Genomic DNA, 17,191 nt, shown 5'->3' with positions numbered 1-17,191 from the left:
TACTATCGTACTGGAATTTTCTGTGTAACCGCTGGCCTTGTAATCGCTCCTGGTGGTATTGGTCAAAAATCCCATTAGGTGAGTATAAATCCAATGTTTATTTTTCCTTATGATACCCCATAGCAACCAAATAAACCTCAGCAGAGCTTCCTCTGGAAGCGGAAGGTTTCCGAATAGTAACTTTTGTAAATAAGCTTCTTAAGTTTTTTAAAAACCCTTCAAATCCTTCTCCTTGAAATGTTTTTACTATAAAGCACCCTTTTGGTTTTATTACTTTCTGAGCAAAATCTAAGGCTAATTCCGCTAAATAAATGGATCTGGGTTGGTCAACACTACGCATTCCACTAAAATTGGGGGCCATATCAGAAATTACAAGATCTATAGGCTTTAATTGTACACGTTGTAAGAAATGTTGCATAACAGATTCTTCTCGAAAATCCCCTTGGAGGAATTCCACATGGCTCAAAGCATCCATTGGCAAAATATCCAAGGCATAAACTTTTCCTGTGCTTCCAACTATTCCAGAGACAATTTGAGACCATCCTCCAGGCGCCGCTCCAAGGTCAACGATAGTCATACCTGGCTTAATTAGCTTGGTTTTCTCTTGAATCTCTAACAATTTATAAGCTGAACGCGAGCGCAAACCCTCTTTTTGTGCGCGTTTTACATAGGGGTCCTTAAAATGCTGTTTTAACCAGCGCGGGCTGCTTTTACTCCTAGACATCGGGTTGTTGTTGGCAATGGGTTTCTCGTATTAGGAACTTTCCAACTAATAAGGCTACCAGATAACAGAAAGGCAATATGATTAAGGCTTTTCGGTAATTTTCGACGCTATAAAAAGGACTACCATTATAATAGGTTCCATTCCAGTTTAAATGTAAAAGTATACCAATCACTGGTTGAAATAAAGCTCCTCCTGCAACTGTGGCCATGTTATTAATCCCCATTGCTGTTCCTGCTACACTAGAGTGATTATTATCTTTAACAACTCCGAATGCGAGTGATTGTCCCGAAGCTGCAAGACCAAATAAGAATAAACAAATATAAAGCCAAAATAAGGGAAGGTGTGGAATATAAATAACGGGTATTAATCCAACTATACCTAAGCTTGCGGCAAACTTTAAAGGCATCCCACGTAAGTTTACCTTATCTGACCACCAACCTAACAATGGGCAGCCTATTCCGATAGCCAGCCAAATCATAGTGCAAGCGGTAGAAGCTGCTTTAGTGCTGATACCGTATGCTACAACTAGAAAAGGTACGCCCCATAACGCAGCAAAAGCAGTAATAGGTGCCCATACCATAAAAGAATATAATGCTATGAACCAAGTTTGACTATTAGATGCTACCTGATGAAAACTTTTTAGTATGCTTTTTTTTGCAGTTGACTGAAATTTGTGACCTTTCGAAACAACTTCTGGGCTGTCTCTAACTATCAACCAGATTAATAGGGCTAAAATAACTCCTATGACACCCAAAATCATGATGGTTGGCCGCCATCCCCAATGGCCTACGGCAATAGTTAATGGGGTTTCGCCAACAATTGCCCCTATACAGCTCATTAATTCGACTAAACCTGTTAAAAAAGCAAAATAACGAGAAGGAAACCAGCGCGATATAAGGACTAAAGTGCCGATGAACGAAAAAGCAGAACCCATTCCCATCATAAATCGGCCCATGGAAGCGGTGGTTATATTGTTGGTTGACCCAAATAAAAAAGCACCTACAGCACAGGTTAGAACTGCAATAGTTAATAAGCGTCGAGGACCAAACCGATCAAATAAAAATCCTGCTGGCAGTTGCATCGGGGTATAAGAATAATAATAAAAAGCCGCCATTGTTCCTAAGGTAATAGCATTGAGCCCTAAGTCATTAATTAATTGATTAGTCATTACTGCAGGTGAAACTTGCAATATAAATTCATACATGTAAAAACATGAGGCAAGAATACAGATAATGGCAGCGAGTAAAGTAGGTTTTTGCTTTGCTAAAGAGAGCGAGGGTAAACCGTTATTTTTATTTTCAGACATAAGATTTGATTAAAGTAGCAATGCTAATAAAAAACTTAAATTGCACTAGCTGTTTCATTGGAATATTGTGGTCTGCAATAAGTTTCTCGAAGCAAAAAATGACTTACAAAAAATGCAATGATATAACATAAAGGTAATACAAAAAGCGCTTTCTGATAATCTACTATACCATAAAAAGGGGTGCCATTATGCATAATGCCCCTCCAATTAACATAAAGCAAAACTCCTATTAAGGGTTGAAACAAAGCTCCTCCCGCGACAACGGCCATATTATTGAAACCAATAGCTGTGCCGACTACGCAAGAAGTATTATTATCTTTGACAACCCCAAAGGCTAATGATTGTCCTGATGCAGCTACACCAAAGATAAATAAAATAAAGTATAGCCAAAATAATGGGAGTACCGGACAATATATAATTATTGTAAGACTTATTATTCCTAATAAAGCAGAAAAGCTAAGTGGTTTTGATCGCGAATTGATTTTGTCTGAGAACCAACCCGCTAAGGGACTACCTAAGCCGATACCTAGCCAAATCATTGCGCTCGCTTCGGAAGCAGCTTCTGTAGTAAGTCCATAACTGGCTACAAGAAAAGGTATGCCCCACAAAGCTGCAAATGCAGTAACAGGAGCCCATATAGAAAAAGAATACAAGGCAATTAGCCAAGTTTGTATATTGCTACATACTTGTTGTAGCCGTTTTAATTCACCTTTTTTAGGTGGGGATTGAAATTTATGCCCTTTTGAAACAGCTTCTGGACTATCTCTTACTACCGTCCATACTAACAGTGCCAATAAGCAACCAACGATAGCTAAGGAGACAACAGTTGCTCGCCAACCCCAATGATTAATAGCGGTTACTAAAGGAACTTGACCAGCGATTGCTCCAACTGAGCTCATCAACTGAACGAGGCCGGTAAGTAAAGCAAAATATTGAGGGGGGAACCAACGTGAAACAAGGAGTAAAGCGCCGATAAATGAAAAAGAAGATCCTATTCCCATTAAAAATCTACCAAACGAAGCCATAACCGCATTTGGCGTTATACCAAACAGAAATGCTCCTAGAGCACAAACTAAAATAGCTAAGGTTATTAAACGCCGTGGACCAAAGCGATCAAAAAGTAGCCCAGCGGGTAATTGCATGGGTGTGTAAGAATAATAGTAAAAAGCAGCCATAGTGCCTAAGCTTGCTGCATTAAGACCTAAATCGCGCATCAATTCGTTAGTCATAACTGCAGGAGATACTTGCAAAGTATACTCATACATATAGAACATGGCAGCAAGTATACAAATAACAGAAGCGAGAAGTAATTGTTTTTTAGTAGTTAATGAGTGTGACACATCTTGTGACATTATCGCTTCATTATTGTACATTATTTACCTCTTAGATCATGTTCCTCATGACCTTATTGTTGATAGCTTTTTTTAAAAGATCAAGTTAACGTTATTACGCAGTGCTCTAAGCCATATAATAAAGATTTGATAGAAAACAATAAGTGATTGAGATTTTGATTGCAAGCGCATAATTTTTCAGACTAATGATAAAGATTGATCCTAAAAAATACTTTGTTATACTTGAGCAGCTATTGCCGGGATGGCGGAATTGGTAGACGCGCCGGACTCAAAATCCGGTGATGGTGACATCGTGTGGGTTCGAGTCCCACTCTCGGTACCAGTAAAAATAAAAATTATTTAGTTTGAAGAAGAACGATCGCAGTTGCCGCAACTCCCTCTTGGCGCCCAATAAAACCTAGTTTTTCTGTGGTAGTTGCTTTTACATTGATCTGGTTCAGATCAATTTTCATATCTTGCGCTAAATTAAAACGCATTGCTGCAAAATAGTCTTTAAGCTTCGGTGCTTCTGCGATGATAGTAATATCTGCATTATTGATGGAGTAATTTTTTTCATCCAACATTTGGACGGTTGTTTGTAGGAATTGCCGACTATCCTTATTTTTCCAACGCTCATCAGTGTCAGGAAAATGTAGACCTATATCACCTAAAGCACACGCTCCTAAGAGCGCATCAACAAGAGCGTGAATAACGACATCCCCATCTGAATGTGCTTTAAGACTCATTCGATATGGAATTTTGACACCTCCTAAGATTATGTGGTCTCCTATTTCAAAAGCATGCACATCGTACCCATAGCCTACACGAAAATTAGTGTTCATAGCTTCCTCTTTTTTTATGGCATTTTTTTAACGAGATAACGATTAGTATCGTATCATGTTGAGCAAATGTTTTTCTGCCTAAGCTTGAGGACATGAGGAATTATCGTTTTAAGTTAAAGACTAGGTTGGATATTAAAGCAGATGCTATGATTAACGAGCAGATTTTAGCCGGGAAAGGTTTAATGATAGAGATGACAAATTATTTTACAAATTACTTTTTAGTGGCTATGCCCATTTTAAGGGATGCTTATTTTAATCGTTCCGTTGTATATATATGCGAGCATACTGAAAAGGGAGCAGTAGGTATTATAATTAACCAACCCTTACAATCCTTGCGGGTTAATCTTTCAGAAATATTACAAGACATCACAAGTAGCAAGATAGAAGCAACTAAAAGTACTGCAGGGGCAGATTTTCCAATCCTATGTGGAGGACCTGTTCATCCTGAACGTGGTTTTGTGATACATGCACCTATGGGGGAATGGCAATCAAGCCTTAAGATGAGCAGTGAAATTTGCGTAACGACTTCTAAAGATATTTTATTAGCGATCGCTAAACAACAAGGACCTGATAAGTTTATTTTCTCATTAGGTTATGCAAATTGGATAGCCGGTCAAATGGAACAAGAAATTATTAATAATTTTTGGTTAACTTTGCCTGCCAGTCCTAATATATTATTTGATATTCCTTTTGAGCAACGATGGTTAAAGGCTATGAATTATTTAGGTGTTGATGTGACTAAACTAGCTTATATGGGTGGTCATGCTTGAATTTAAGACTGTAATAGGATTTGATTTTGGTTCTAAGTATATTGGTGTGGCAGTAGGACAAACATCACCTTCCTTAGCCCAACCTTTGACTAGTTTAACCGTGAAAAAAGGTGAGCTTCCATGGAAAGAAATTGAACAATTATTACAGATTTGGTCACCGGAGGTATTAGTAGTAGGTATTCCACTAAATATGGATGGCTCAGAACAACCGATAACACATTTAGCGCGAGATTTTTTAATAGAATTAAAAAATCGTTTTCAGTTACCAGTTTTTCCGGTTGATGAAAGATTGACTACCGTAGAAGCGCGATCACGTCTTTTTGCTGTTGGAGGATATAAGGCTTTAAAAAAGAAATCTATCGATAGTATTGCAGCTCAATTAATTATTGAAATATGGTTAGAAAACCGATGAGTAAGGCACTTTTTAAGTCAACTTCAGTCGTTGCGTCTATGACGTTGATTTCGCGGATTTTAGGATTTGTTCGCGATATGGTGGCAGCTAGGATTTTTGGTGCGACTGCAGCGGTTGATGCTTTTTATATTGCGTTTAAAATTCCTAATTTCATGCGCGGATTATTTGCAGAAGGATCTTTCTCTACGGCTTTTATTCCCACGTTGTCTGAATTTAAGCAAACTCGTTCACAAGAAGAAGTGCAACAATTTGTAGCATATATAGCCGGTACACTAGGATTGATTTTATTAGGCATTTGTATTCTAGGTGTTCTGGGAAGTAAGGGTTTAGTTAGTTTATTTGCTCCAGGCTTAGATCCGTATCGTTTCCAATTAGCAATAGAGATGTTAAGGATAACCTTTCCTTATTTAATGTTGATCTCTCTAACCGCTTTAGTCGGCGCGACTTTAAATTGCTATGGACAATTTTGGGTTCCTGCTTTTACACCTGCATTACTAAATATCTCATTAATCTTTACTGCCTTTGGCGTGACGCGGTTTTTTAAAGTTCCTGTTGAAGCCCAGGCTTGGGGTGTATTACTAGCCGGATTTCTACAATTAGGCTTTCAATTACCTTTTTTGAATCGATTAAAATTATTACAAAAACCAAAATTTAAATGGCGTGATCCTGGCGTACAAAAAGTATTAAAACTTATGTTGCCGGCTTTATTCGGTTCATCTATAGGACAAATCAGTTTATTGCTGAATACAGTTTTTGCTTCTTTTTTAGTTGCTGGCAGTGTGACTTGGCTTTATTACTCAGATAGGCTGGCTTATTTTCCATTAGGTGTGTTTGGTGTGGCTTTAATGACGGTAATTTTACCGCATCTTTCTCGACAACATGCAGCGAAATCGCCTGAATTGTTTGCCAGTACCTTAAATTGGGGGTTGCGTTGTAATTTATTGATCGGTATTCCTGCTTCATTAACAATGTTGATATTATCCGGACCGCTAATTGTTACGCTTTTTCATTATGGAAAATTTACTATCCATGATGTTTTTATGACTCAACGCAGTGTGATTGCATATTCTGTGGGTTTACAAGCTTTTATGTTGATAAAGGTATTAGCAGCCGCTTTTTATGCACAGCAAAATATAAGAACGCCTGTAAGAATAGGCATTATTGCCCTAATTGCGAATATGATTTTTAATGCTTTATTAATCTTTCCTCTAAAACATGCCGGTTTAGCTTTGGCAAGCTCGTTATCTGCTTGGTTGAATGCAGGATTATTATTATGGGGTTTGCAAAGTCGTCAGGTTTTTCAATGGCAATCCGGTTGGTTAAAGTTTATATTACGGCTACTATTAGCAAATAGCGCATTGTGTTTATTTTTGTATTGGGCAGCAGCAGCTACTCCGATTTGGATAAATTGGGGTTGGCAGCAACGTTTCTCACATATTTTTATTCTGGGCATTGCTGCAATTATTATTTATATTGCTATGCTATGGGTAAGTGGTTTGCGTTACCATGATTTAAAAGCTAAGTCATGACAGAACTAATATGCAACATTCATAATATAAAAGCGAAGCATAAAACTTGTGTTGTTACCATTGGTAATTTTGATGGTTTACATCAAGGACATCAAAGTGTTATTCAATCGCTAATCAAACTCGGGAAGCAACTTAATTTACCCACTTGCGTGATTCTTTTTGAGCCTCATCCCCAAGAATTTTTCTATGCAGATAAAGCCCCAGCTCGTTTAATGCGACTCGGAGAAAAAATTAAATCGTTACAATTTTTAGCGATTGATCGAGTTCTTTGCTTACGTTTTAATAAACGTTTAGCAGAATGCACCGCAGAAGAATTTGTTAAAAAAATTTTAGTAGATAAGTTAGCTATAAAAGGCCTAATAGTTGGAGATGATTTTCGTTTTGGTAAGGGACGTCAAGGAGATTTCTCTTTATTGCAAAAATTAGGTCAGGAATATGGTTTTAAAGTTTTTTCTACGCTAACCTTATCATTTGATAATGAGCGCGTAGGTAGCTCCCGCGTAAGAAATGCTGTCAAACAAGGTGATTTTAAATTAGCAGCATTATTACTAGGACGTCCCTTTAGACTCAGTGGCCATGTGATTTATGGTGATCAACGCGGTCGTTTACTTGGTTTCCCCACAGCGAATATTGGCTTGCATCGCAAGGTAATACCTTTACAAGGGGTATTCGTTGTACATGTAGTTGGATTAGCAGCAACACCGTTACCGGGGGTTGCCAATTGTGGTAAACGACCCACTGTAAACGGGTTGAAAAATTTATTAGAAGTTCATTTATTGGATTTTAATCAGGATATCTACGGTCGATTTATTGAAATAGAATTCTTAAACATAATACGCGAAGAAAAAAAATTTGATAGCTTAGATTCTCTTAAGCAACAAATTAACAAAGATGTAATCGTGGCTAAAAATTATTTTGTAGACAAACAAAAACAGTAATTTTTGTGTTGTTTTAATATAGTCTTAATTTTTAGCTGTTATTATTTCTAATAATTTATTCAAAAAATAATAATAAAATTAATAATGAATTCTCACATAATACCTTTGCATCATTATAGTGATCTATCTAAAACAGTCTGTCCAAGAGATATAACATCGAAGATTGAAGTGGCTGGAGTAAATATTTTGGGTGATAGCCTAAGTGATCCAGGCGGTGAAAATGGAATGTATGAAAAAAAAATGCTGGGCCGTATCCCATTAAGCTTATTTTTATATAAATCTCCGCATGAACAATTTACTAATGGTTATAGCTGGGATTATGCTTTTGAAAAAGTTCTAGAATTTGTTAGAGAGTCTAATAATCCCTTAGAGAATCCACATTTACCTCCTATTCATGGGTTTTTCAAATATGAAAATAGGGCGCAAGGAGGCGCGATGGCTTATAATTACATAGAAAAAATTTTTAATATAATTAAGTTTTTTAGAGGTTTTCTTCTAAGTTTGGTATTGACTAATATACAAAATGAAGCAAAAAAACTACAAAAAGATATTAAGCTTAATCGCGAGGATTTATGTATCATTTTTGCCGGAGCTAACGATCTAGTCACAGCAGGTTATTGTGATAGAGGAGGAGCTGAGCGAGCTATACAAGGAATTGCTAAAACTATAGACATTTTAACGAGTTCTCAACAAAAAAATGATTCAAATTATACAAAAAATATTTTAGTTTTTACGTTGCCTGATTTTAGTAAAACTCCTAGATTTTCCAAGAAAACAGAAAAGGAAAGAAAACAAGCCAAAGAAGCGTGTGACTCTTTTAATGAGGGACTAAGAGATTTAGCTAAAAACTATCAATATTTTGATTTTAGTTTGTGTGATATCTATCAGGTAGCTAAAAAAGAGGATGTGGATCTAACCAACATTAACCAAAAAGGAATCGTCATAACGGGTGTAGGTAATAATAGGAAAGTTTATTATGTTGATAACAAAAATTTTATTTTAAGAAATGACAAAGAAGTATCAATTGATATCAAATTATCAAAGTCTGAAAAACAATTACTTGGAAAGAGACAAGGGAAAATTGCGTGGAATAACAAAAAATTGCAAGAAATAGAGAATTTAGTTCATAAAATAAGTAGTAAAGCGAAACTTACTGCCGAAGTAAAAATATTTGATGCTGCTGCAGTATTTGAAAAGATAGATGAAAATCCTGAAGCTTACGGATTTACTAGTGGTTGCGCAGTTTATTATTTATCAGCACCTCAAGGTGAAGAAGTTATAACAAATAAAATCAAATCTGGAAATGCTGTTATCATTCAAGAAATTAATCAAAATACTGAATTAATGCTTTATTTTGTTAAAGATGGAGAGTTGATTCGTGCAATGGATTCATACAGGCTTCCCGAAACTGTTAGACTTAAGTTATCTGAAAAAAACAAAAACCTATTATATAAAAAACTTGAGGAGCATCCTCTAAAAGATAGCATTAGTAAATTAGCTGGCTGTGAAGATAAACATGATTATTGGACTACTCACATAGTTCAAGAGGCTGTAAAAGCTTATGCAGAAAAATTTAATAAAAAAATTCAACTTACCGATATTTATGCATCAGTATTATCAGCAATAAAGAAAAATTACCCGAATCAGCAAGACATATTCTGGGATGATTTACATCCTTCGGTAATGGTACATTTTATGTTAGAGACAATGTTCGATCCTTTTTTTAAAAATAACTTTGCAATTAAACAACCTCGAGTTTGGCAAGATGACATGGCTATTTCTGATAGAGTTAGTCCTAAAATTGAACTTTCAGTTAAATCAGCAGAATCTTCAGATGACTTTCTCAGTCTAAGAAGATATTCTTTGCGTTAAGAACTTAGCTTTAAGTAGACAAATATTTTGACGAAACCGACCTAGCTGATTAGACTACGCGGATTATGTCACGAAAAGAATTTCATTTAATCCTCGAAACCAGTGAGCAGATTGCTCCCGACGTCAAACACTTCACTTTTCGCTACGAAGAGGGGGAGAGTTTTGAGTTCATCCCAGGACAATTTATTACTTTGCATATACCTACGGCTGAAAAAGTACTGCGCCGTAGTTATAGTATCGCCAACAAAACACACCAAGCGACTAATAAAATTGAATTTGCAGCATCTTATGTTCCCGCAGGTACTGCAAGCGAGTTGTTATTCACATTAAAACCTGGAGATAGATTAACAGCGACTGGTCCTTTTGGTCGGCTTATTCTGCGCGAGGAAATGCCGGAGCGTTATATTTTGGTAGCAACGGGTACGGGTGTTACCCCTTACAGGACGATGTTAGCTGAATTAGAACAGCGATTTAAATTGCGACCCTGTTTTAAGGTTATATTGTTATTTGGTGTGCGTAGGGCTGAAGATTTGCTGTACCGTGATGAATTTATTGAATTTGCAGAAAAAAATCATTGGTTTGAATTTCATGCCTATTATAGTCGGGTTAAATTGCAAGAGGCATTAAATTTTGAACATACCGGTTATGTATTAAATGCTTTTAGTAAGATAAAACCTAACCCCAACCAAGATATTGTCTACTTATGCGGTAATCCAAATATGGTGGATGAGGTTTTTACGTTATTAGTCAAAAGCTATGCCTTTCCTACAGAAATTATTCGGCGCGAAAAGTATATTTCTTCTAATTGATCAGCAACTATAAAATAGCTGCTGAAAATAGAAATGGGTTAATACTCACAGCAATTAGGTTTTTCGGCTAGGCGCCGTGATAATTAAGCAACCCGAGTATATTAACATACATTAGGATTGCAAATTGAACGATAACCCAGAGAAAAATTCAATTACGAAAAGTATATTTATTCTGCTTCGATTTGTTCAAGCACCGAAATCATTTCCATTGCCGCATCGACTGCATCTCGCCCTTTGTGACATCGCTTTCCGTCTATGCGTGCGAGCGCTTGTTCTTCACTGTCAGTGGTTAACACACCAAAAATGACAGGTATAGATTCTTGCAAAGCAACTTTTTGGCAAGCATAACTCACTTGCCGACAAACATAATCGTAGTGATCGGTTTCGCCTCGTATAACAGCTCCCAAACAAATAATAGCCAAACAATTTTCATCTGAAATGGCAATTTGTTGAGCAGTAAGACCGATTTCTACCGCTCCAGGAACTCTGACGATAGTGATGTGTTGTTCAGGAAAATTTAATTCTTTTAATCGTTGTAAGGCCCCATTTAGTAATTCTTCGGTAATACTTTGATTAAAGCGACTGACCACGATAGCAATATTAAATTCATCGGTGGGTTGATTGAAATGTAAGGGTTTAGCAATAATTTCTTTTATTTTTTGCATGGTTTGCTCCTTTTTTTATAAATTGAGTAGATGCCCAAGTTTAGTTTGTTTAGTTTTTAGATAGGCAAGGTTTGTTGAGTTAGGCTTTGCAATTAATGGAATGCGTTGAACGACTTCAATTCCGTATTGTTCTAAGTCAACAATTTTTTGTGGATTATTGGTAAGTAATTTTACCTGTAATATTTTAAGGTTTTGCAGCATTTGTGCCCCTATCCAATAATTACGATCATCACTGCCAAAACCTAATTTTTGATTCGCTTCGACGGTGTCTAGACCTTGGTCTTGTAATGCATAAGCTTTAAGTTTATTTAATAAACCAATACCTCGACCTTCTTGGCGTAAATAAAGCAATACACCTCCTTGTTGACTGATTTGGGTTAAGGATTCATGTAACTGCCAACCACAATCACAGCGAATAGAACCAAATAGATCGCCAGTGAAGCATTCTGAATGAATACGTACTAAAGTGGGTTTAGAGGATGCATCCGACTTTTCCTTAATGATTGCTAAATGGTGATGTTTGTCCATACAACTTTCAAACAGCTTGACAGTCAAATCCCCATATTCTTCGGTGGGTAGGCGAATAGAAGCGATTTCTTGGACTAAAGATTCAGTTTGTAAACGGTATTGGATCAAATCTCGTATCGATAATAGGGTAAGTTGATGTTGTTTGGCGAATTTTTCTAAATCAGAGAATCGAGCCATGCTTCCATCGGGGTTCATGATTTCGCAGATAACTGCCGCGGATTTTAAACCCGCTAAACGGGTTAAATCAGTACTTCCTTCAGTTTGCCCCATACGCTCTAGAACACCGCCTTTTCGGGCACGTAACGGAAAAATATGGCCGGGCATGACAATATCATGAGGATCGCTTTGTGGGTTAACGGCAACTTGTATGGTATGAGCTCGGTCTGCGGCGGAAATGCCGGTTGTAACGCCTTTTGCAGCTTCAATAGAGACAGTAAAGGCGGTATTAAACGGATTGGTAGACTGCTCTACCATCATTGGGATTTGTAAACGCTTGACATCTTCTTCAACTAAAGCTAAGCAGATTAATCCACGGGCATATTGAGCCATGAAGTTTATGGCTTCTGGGGTTACCATTTCAGCTGCTAAGACCAAATCACCCTCATTTTCACGATTTTCATGATCGAATAGAACGATCATCTTACCTTGGCGCAAGTCTTCTAAAGCGCGTGTAATGGTGGGGAATGCGAATGTAGAGGTTTTCATCATCAGTAACTGTTTTGTTATATTCCTAATTGAGACAGTATTATACGCCTAATGTTCGCTCCATTTAAACTCAAAACAAATATCCTTACCTAAAATAATTGAATCGGTCAATAGTGCCCCCTTTAAAGGTTCGGATGAAGTAAAAGCTGACTGAGTGTTTTCCCCCAGCCATATGGGCGATACATAAATAAAAGCATGTTGTAATAAATTATTTTGGACAAAAGATTGAAAACTTTTACCCCCTGCTTCTATCCAAAGATCCATTATCCCATCTTGGCCGATTTGTTTAAGTATTTCTAGTAAGTCAAGATCATTAGTATTATTTTTTATTGGAAAGAAACGAATATCATATTTTCGAAATCGATCTTGTTCTTTTTTACTTACTGAAATGTTATGAAAAATTGTTATTGGTTCTGCGGAATTAAAAACGTTTGCTGAAATAGATGTGCTGAGATGAGTATCTAAAATGTAAAGGGGTTTTTTGTAGGTATTACCATCGATGCGGCAATTTAGTAATGGGTTGTCTAATGAAATAGTTTTAGCTGTAGTTAAAATTGCATCTGTATGTTTACGTTGTTGATGAGTAAATTGTTGAGCGATATTTCCGGTTAATTGAATTCTTTTTCCATTTTCTCCCGCAATCTTCCCATCTAAACTCATGGCTAATTTCGCGGTAGTAAACGGTCTTTTATGTTTCCACCAAAAGGCATAGCTCACATAAAAATTATCGATAAGCGCAAGAGGATGGTGAATGCATTCAATCCCAGCATCCCGTAATATTTTATCAGTATAATTGGTTACAGCCGGATTAGGATCTCGAAAGCCATAAACAACTTTTAGAATGCCGCTTTTTATAATTAGATCCGTGCAAGGAGGAGTTTTTTTAGCAATATGACAACAAGGTTGTAAAGTGACATACAATGTTGCTCCTTGGATGAGAGAAACATCAACTTTATTGATAGCGTTTATTTCAGCATGTGGAGAACCACTTGCTTGATGGTAGCCCTTAGCAATTATCTGATCATTTTTAACTAAGATAGCTCCAACACAAGGGTTTGGCGCGCAAAATCCTTTTCGTATTTCTGCTAATGTTAATGCTGTTTTGAGATAGTCAGTTGCAGAGCTATTCATATGCTTCTAATGCTCGAACCAATTTTTCATGCACATTATCAAAACCTCTGTTACTCATAATAACAATATGATCAGATGCTCTAGCTTCTTTAACAACTTTTTGAATAATATCGGCTATGGAATCACAAATAAAAATAGGAATGGATGTCTTTTGTAGTGCCTGCTCAAAATCCCAATCTTGTTTGGGTCGCAACAACCATACACTATCAGCATTCTGTAAGGAGGGGGCAAGGGTTTCTCTATGTATCCCAGAACGCATAGTATGCGTTCCTGCTTCTAAAATAACTAATATCCTTTTTTTACATCCAATTTTTTTACGCAAACCTGTTAGAGTCGCAGAAATTGCAGTTGGGTGATGAGCAAAATCATCATAAAGAGTAATATCATTAATTTTTTTATAAATTTCTAAGCGACGCTTTACTCCCTGAAATTGGTTTAACGCAGCAATTGCGATTTTTGGATTAACACCAACATGATTTGCTGCCGCAATCGCGTTAATAGCATTGGCTGCATTATGAGCACCAATTAATTGCCAATTTACATCGCCTTGTTTAATGTTTTTATGATGGACAGTAAATTGACTGGCATCTGCTTTTAAAAGTGCAATTCGCCAAATTACATCATTATTTTCTTTGTTACCTGTGTATTCAATGGGTGTCCAACAGCCATATGAAATGACATTTTGTAAATTTTTATCATCTTTAGGGCAGATAATTAATCCTTGGCTAGGTACTGTTCGGAGTAAATAAGAAAATTGAGTTTTAATTGCATCTAAATTCGGAAAAATATCTGCATGGTCAAATTCAAGATTGTTTATAATTAAAGTTTTAGGATGATAATGAATAAATTTCGAGCGTTTATCAAAAAATGCTGTGTCATATTCGTCTGCTTCAATGACAAAAAAATCTTTGCCTAAACGCGCAGAGCTTTTAAAATTATTGGAAATCCCTCCAATTAAAAATCCAGGATTTAATCCCGCATATTCTAATATCCAACTTAATAAACTTGATACTGTGGTTTTGCCATGTGTTCCAGAAACCGCTAAAACATGATATTCGTGTAATACATTTTCCGTTAACCACTGCGGACCAGAAATATAGGGAATATTTTGATTTAAAACATATTCAACGCATGGGTTTCCACGTGTCATGGCATTGCCCATGATGACTAAGTCGGGATGAGGTAACAGATTTTTTTCGTCATAGCCTTCAAAAATCGAAATGTTATGCTCGGTTAAATGATCACTCATTGGAGGATAGATATTTGCATCAGAGCCTGTGACAGCAAAATTTTTCTGCTTGGCTATTAAAGCAATGCCCGCCATGAATGTACCGCAAATGCCTAAAATATGAAGTCGCATGCTACTCTAGAAAAAGTGTGAATGTTTCAAGTATATTATACCCTTTATATTTGAATTTTTGCCTGTGTGCCGCACAACTAACAATCCTCTTCACGACATTTGCCAAAAATTCAATTACTGTGAGTGTATTTAACTTTAAGTTACCTGGAGAATAAGCAGGATGTCAAAGAAAAATGTGTTTTATGCGCAATCAGGCGGCGTAACGGCAGTTATTAATGCCACAGCCTGTGGTCTAATCGAAACCGCTAGACAATATAAAAATAAAATTGGGAAGGTTTATGCTGGTTGTAATGGCATTATAGGTGCTTTAACAGAGGATTTAATTGATACCAGCAAAGAAAGCAGTAAAACAATTGCCGGGTTACGTTATACGCCCGGAGGAGCCTTTGGCTCTTGTCGATATAAATTAAAAAACCTAGAGGACAATCGTGCGGAATATGAACGTTTATTAGAAGTTTTTAAGGCGCACGACATTGGTTATTTTTTTTATAATGGGGGCGGGGATTCACAGGATACAGCCCATAAAATTTATTTGCTTAGCCAAAAACTAAATTACCCCTTAACTTGCATAGGTATTCCCAAAACTGTTGATAATGATCTGCCTATCACCGATAACTGCCCTGGTTTTGGTTCAGTTGCAAAATATGTGGCTATTTCTACATTAGAAGCCAGTTTAGATGTTGCTTCGATGCATGCAACTTCAACTAAAGTATTCATCATGGAAGTCATGGGTCGACATACGGGTTGGATAGCAGCAGCAAGTGGTTTGGCTATGCAAAAAAAAGGAGATGCACCGCATATTATTTTATTTCCTGAAATAATTTTTAACGAAGCTTTATTTTTAAAGGAAGTGGATAAAACAGTAAAAAAATGGGGTTATTGCGTTATCGTTTTGGCAGAAGGTATTAGAGGCTCTACGCAAAAATTTTTAGCTGAAGCGGGTACCACCGATGCTTTTGGCCATAAGCAGTTAGGTGGCGCGGCTCCAGTTATCGCACAATTAATTAAAACAAAATTAGACTATAAATATCACTGGGCATTACCCGACTATTTGCAGCGTTCTGCACGACATATCGCTGCTGAAGTGGATGTCAAACAAGCCTATGCTTTAGGTAAAGCTGCGGTTGAATTTGCTATCAAAGGAAAAAATGCAGTCATGCCTACTATCGTTAGAGCAACCGGAAAGCGCTATCGATGGTCCATAGGTGAGACAACATTAGCTACTGTTGCCAATAAAGAAAAAAAATTACCCAGATCCTACATCACTAAAGATGGTTTTCATATTACTCAGCGTTGTCGTGATTATCTGCTGCCATTAATTCAGGGGGAGGATTATCCTCCGTATCAAAAAGGTTTACCAAATTATATACAGTTGAAAAAGGTAAAAGTTAAGAAAAAGCTAGGGAATTTCATTGTTTAATTAAAATAATTATGCTACCACTTATCTAAAAAGGTAATATGTATTACCATGCATATTACTTTTTTTGACATTTATAGGACTTTAAACAAAGTATAAGTTTACTGTATGGGTCATAACACTAAAACTTTAATAAAGCTATGGCATGAATATAAAAGATATTAGACGGAAAAATTTACGGAAATTAGCTCGCTCAGTAGGTGGGATCACCGATCTATCTGAGCATTTGGATCGTTCACAAAGTCAAATTAGTCATTTAATTGGCAATAGTCCAATTAAAAATATTGGCGATAGATTGGCTAACCATATAGAGAAAGTTTTTAATAAACCGCATGGATGGCTAGATCATGAGCATGCAGCTGAAGAGACTGAGGGGGCTTATCAGTATGAAAATAGCCAGCCTTACTATCAAGTTCCCTTATTGACCCCCCAAGAGGCGAAGGAACGTTTTCTGCATTTTATAAAGATTTCACCAAAAACCTATTCTAAGTATTTAAGCACTAATATTCCGCTTAGTTCAGATGCTTTTGCGCTTCGCGTAGAAAATGATTGCATGGAAACCGCACAAGGTCCTAGTTTTCCTAAGAATTGTATTATTGTATTAGATACTGATTGCGTAGCACACAATGCTGCCTTTATTTTAGCTAAAATAAAGCAAGATCCTGGCAATACCTTACTTTTTAGACAGTTAGTCATCGATGGTAATCGTCGTTATCTGAAAGCACTCAATCAGCATTATCCTTTGACAGAAATGCAGCCTGACGATACGACATGTGGAGTAGTGCGTTTTATGCTGATGGAGTTTTAATAAATTAGATAATATTTTTTCTAAGCATCGTTTATGACAGTCAA

16 protein-coding genes and 1 tRNA gene are annotated in these 17,191 nt (G+C 36.7%); 9 read left to right on the top strand and 8 right to left on the bottom strand.

Annotation, left to right across the window (positions count from 1 at the left end):
• Window positions 1–97: 97 nt before the first annotated feature.
• Genes rlmE through AAHI99_RS06470 form a run of 3 tightly spaced genes read right to left on the bottom strand, consistent with a single transcriptional unit; the run spans window position 98 to window position 3,403 of the window.
• Window positions 98–724, bottom strand: coding sequence for a 23S rRNA (uridine(2552)-2'-O)-methyltransferase RlmE (gene rlmE, locus AAHI99_RS06480; RefSeq protein WP_342227462.1), 627 nt, complete (start codon window positions 722–724; stop codon window positions 98–100).
• Window positions 717–2,030 (bottom strand): MFS transporter, encoded by a 1,314-nt coding sequence (locus tag AAHI99_RS06475; RefSeq protein ID WP_342227461.1) that lies wholly within the window; start codon window positions 2,028–2,030, stop codon window positions 717–719. Before AAHI99_RS06475 ends, rlmE begins: the two co-directional genes overlap by 8 nt.
• A 35-nt stretch (window positions 2,031–2,065) precedes the next feature.
• A complete protein-coding gene (locus AAHI99_RS06470; RefSeq protein ID WP_342227460.1) occupies window positions 2,066–3,403 on the bottom strand; it encodes an MFS transporter in 1,338 nt (445 codons plus the stop codon).
• 214 nt (window positions 3,404–3,617) lie between these two features.
• On the opposite strand from AAHI99_RS06470, the gene AAHI99_RS06465 reads away from it, so the two are divergent.
• A tRNA-Leu gene (locus tag AAHI99_RS06465) sits at window positions 3,618–3,704 on the top strand.
• 13 nt (window positions 3,705–3,717) lie between these two features.
• On the opposite strand, the gene ispF is transcribed toward AAHI99_RS06465, so the two are convergent.
• On the bottom strand, window positions 3,718–4,203 hold the full coding sequence (gene ispF, locus AAHI99_RS06460) for a 2-C-methyl-D-erythritol 2,4-cyclodiphosphate synthase (protein WP_342227459.1): 486 nt from the start codon (window positions 4,201–4,203) through the stop codon (window positions 3,718–3,720).
• Between the two features lie 146 nt (window positions 4,204–4,349).
• Between ispF and AAHI99_RS06455 the strand changes: the two genes are divergently transcribed.
• The 6 genes from AAHI99_RS06455 (at window position 4,350) to AAHI99_RS06430 (ending at window position 10,533) form a co-directional block, all read left to right on the top strand.
• Complete coding sequence (locus AAHI99_RS06455) at window positions 4,350–4,973, top strand: YqgE/AlgH family protein (RefSeq protein WP_342227458.1); 624 nt, start codon at window positions 4,350–4,352, stop codon at window positions 4,971–4,973.
• Entirely contained in the window at window positions 4,966–5,385 is a 420-nt protein-coding gene (gene ruvX / locus AAHI99_RS06450; RefSeq protein WP_342227457.1) for a Holliday junction resolvase RuvX, read from the top strand. The genes AAHI99_RS06455 and ruvX overlap by 8 nt, the downstream gene beginning before the upstream one ends.
• Window positions 5,382–6,914 carry a murein biosynthesis integral membrane protein MurJ gene (gene murJ / locus AAHI99_RS06445; protein WP_342227456.1) on the top strand — a complete coding sequence of 511 codons (1,533 nt, stop codon included), beginning with the start codon at window positions 5,382–5,384 and terminating at the stop codon, window positions 6,912–6,914. The genes ruvX and murJ overlap by 4 nt, the downstream gene beginning before the upstream one ends.
• Window positions 6,911–7,852, top strand: coding sequence for a bifunctional riboflavin kinase/FAD synthetase (gene ribF, locus AAHI99_RS06440; protein ID WP_342227455.1), 942 nt, complete (start codon window positions 6,911–6,913; stop codon window positions 7,850–7,852). The genes murJ and ribF overlap by 4 nt, the downstream gene beginning before the upstream one ends.
• Window positions 7,853–8,020: 168 nt before the next feature.
• Window positions 8,021–9,724, top strand: a complete 1,704-nt coding sequence (locus tag AAHI99_RS06435) for an SGNH/GDSL hydrolase family protein (protein ID WP_342227454.1) — start codon at window positions 8,021–8,023, stop codon at window positions 9,722–9,724.
• A 65-nt stretch (window positions 9,725–9,789) separates the two neighbouring features.
• Window positions 9,790–10,533 carry a ferredoxin--NADP reductase gene (locus AAHI99_RS06430; RefSeq protein ID WP_342227453.1) on the top strand — a complete coding sequence of 248 codons (744 nt, stop codon included), beginning with the start codon at window positions 9,790–9,792 and terminating at the stop codon, window positions 10,531–10,533.
• 167 nt (window positions 10,534–10,700) lie between these two features.
• Here AAHI99_RS06430 and ribH read toward each other — a convergent pair whose 3' ends face one another.
• Genes ribH through mpl form a run of 4 tightly spaced genes read right to left on the bottom strand, consistent with a single transcriptional unit; the run spans window position 10,701 to window position 14,922 of the window.
• Entirely contained in the window at window positions 10,701–11,198 is a 498-nt protein-coding gene (gene ribH / locus AAHI99_RS06425) for a 6,7-dimethyl-8-ribityllumazine synthase (RefSeq protein WP_342227452.1), read from the bottom strand.
• Between the two features lie 15 nt (window positions 11,199–11,213).
• On the bottom strand, window positions 11,214–12,434 hold the full coding sequence (gene ribB, locus AAHI99_RS06420; RefSeq protein WP_342227451.1) for a 3,4-dihydroxy-2-butanone-4-phosphate synthase: 1,221 nt from the start codon (window positions 12,432–12,434) through the stop codon (window positions 11,214–11,216).
• Between the two features lie 45 nt (window positions 12,435–12,479).
• Window positions 12,480–13,562 carry a bifunctional diaminohydroxyphosphoribosylaminopyrimidine deaminase/5-amino-6-(5-phosphoribosylamino)uracil reductase RibD gene (gene ribD / locus AAHI99_RS06415; protein ID WP_342227450.1) on the bottom strand — a complete coding sequence of 361 codons (1,083 nt, stop codon included), beginning with the start codon at window positions 13,560–13,562 and terminating at the stop codon, window positions 12,480–12,482.
• On the bottom strand, window positions 13,555–14,922 hold the full coding sequence (gene mpl / locus AAHI99_RS06410; RefSeq protein ID WP_342227449.1) for a UDP-N-acetylmuramate:L-alanyl-gamma-D-glutamyl-meso-diaminopimelate ligase: 1,368 nt from the start codon (window positions 14,920–14,922) through the stop codon (window positions 13,555–13,557). The genes ribD and mpl overlap by 8 nt, the downstream gene beginning before the upstream one ends.
• Window positions 14,923–15,082: 160 nt before the next feature.
• Here mpl and AAHI99_RS06405 point away from each other — a divergent pair, with 160 nt between their 5' ends.
• Together AAHI99_RS06405 and AAHI99_RS06400 are read left to right on the top strand one after the other, a co-directional pair.
• Entirely contained in the window at window positions 15,083–16,342 is a 1,260-nt protein-coding gene (locus tag AAHI99_RS06405) for a 6-phosphofructokinase (RefSeq protein WP_342227448.1), read from the top strand.
• A gap of 142 nt (window positions 16,343–16,484) precedes the next feature.
• Window positions 16,485–17,147 carry a S24 family peptidase gene (locus AAHI99_RS06400; protein ID WP_339050153.1) on the top strand — a complete coding sequence of 221 codons (663 nt, stop codon included), beginning with the start codon at window positions 16,485–16,487 and terminating at the stop codon, window positions 17,145–17,147.
• The last annotated feature ends 44 nt before the right edge of the window (window positions 17,148–17,191 follow it).

This window comes from Rickettsiella endosymbiont of Rhagonycha lignosa (assembly GCF_964031165.1).
Classification (GTDB): Bacteria; Pseudomonadota; Gammaproteobacteria; order Diplorickettsiales; family Diplorickettsiaceae; genus Aquirickettsiella.
Note: the sequence above shows the minus strand (reverse complement) of the source record. Positions and strands in the feature narration are given on the sequence as shown.